1 protein-coding gene is annotated in these 1178 nt (G+C 73.2%); it reads right to left on the bottom strand.

All coding sequences use genetic code 11. The features are described 5' to 3' along the window. The coding region (locus tag IE329_RS39730) for a DNA cytosine methyltransferase (protein ID WP_229928156.1) at window positions 1-1148 on the bottom strand (1148 nt) is incomplete at its 3' end. Between the last annotated feature and the right edge of the window lie 30 nt (window positions 1149-1178).

Raw genomic sequence — 1178 nt, forward strand, 5'->3', positions numbered from 1 at the left:
GCGTCGGAGGATCCGCCGCGCAGTTCGGCGATGAACGGCATCCACGCGAGGCCGGTCTCGTTGCGCGCGGTCTGGGTGCGCAGGGGCTCGGTGGTGGGGGCGGCGACTTTGCCGTCGCGGCCCTCGGCGGGGATGAGGAGCGGGGGGACGGCGAGGCCGTCGTTCTCGCGGGTGGTGCGGGTGGGGGCCGGGGCAGTGACGGGGGTGGCCTCGTCGCGCCAGGTGCCGCCGGCCGGGGCGAGCATGGGCACCGCGTACTTGGCCAGGCCCGCCCGGATGCGGTCCTGGGTGGCGGGGGCGTAGGGGGTGAACGTCTTGCGGTTGGGCTTGCCGTCGCCGATGCGGCGGCCGGGCAGCGACCAGTCGATGATGGCGGCGGCCGGGAGCACCGGCGGTTCCAGGACGGTGTTGCGGCAGGTGACGTGCGGGCAGCGGTAGACGTACTGCTGGCGGTAGCGGCCCATGTCGGCGCCGCGCTTCTTGAACACCTGCACCGCCCGGACGACTTTCTCGCAGCCGGGGCACCATGCCTGCGGGCGGAGCCACTTGTCCCAGTCCGGGGTGCGGCCCAGGTCGCGGCGCCAGTAGGCGAGGTAGAGGCGGTCGCGGGACTGTGGGGCGGCGGCCGTGATCCGGGGGCGGGCGTGCATGGAGTTCAGGGCGATCAGGCGGGTGGCGTAGCCGAGGTCGCGGATGTCCTGCACCCAGGCCTGCCAGAGGTCCCATGCGCGGACGTCGATGACGTTCTCGACGACGCCGGCGAGGACGGGGCGGCCGCGTGCGGCCATGGCTTCCAGGTAGCGCGGGACGTCCCACATCAGGGCGCGGGATCGGTCGGTGGCCTCGTCGGGGAGGGTGTCGCCGAACAGGTCGGGCTGCTTGTCGAAGTCCCGCTTCTTGCCGCGGGCGTTCGACCACTTGGGGCATTCGGGGGAGGCCCAGAAGATGTCCCCGGCGGGGAACTTGGCGACGTCCGCGTCGTGGAGGTCGCCGAGGAAGTGGTCGGCGTCGGGGAAGTTCGCGGTGTGGGAGGCGATGGCCTTGTCCCAGTGGTTGGCGGCGAGCACCGGCTTCACGCCGGGGACGGCCTTCGCGCCGGTGCTGCTGCCGCCGGCGCCGCAGAAGAAGTCGATGTAGGTCAGCGTCACCGTCCGCCCCCGACCAGGTCGGCGACCACG

Source organism: Kitasatospora indigofera, from assembly GCF_014655955.1.
Taxonomy (GTDB): Bacteria; Actinomycetota; Actinomycetes; order Streptomycetales; family Streptomycetaceae; genus Kitasatospora; species Kitasatospora indigofera.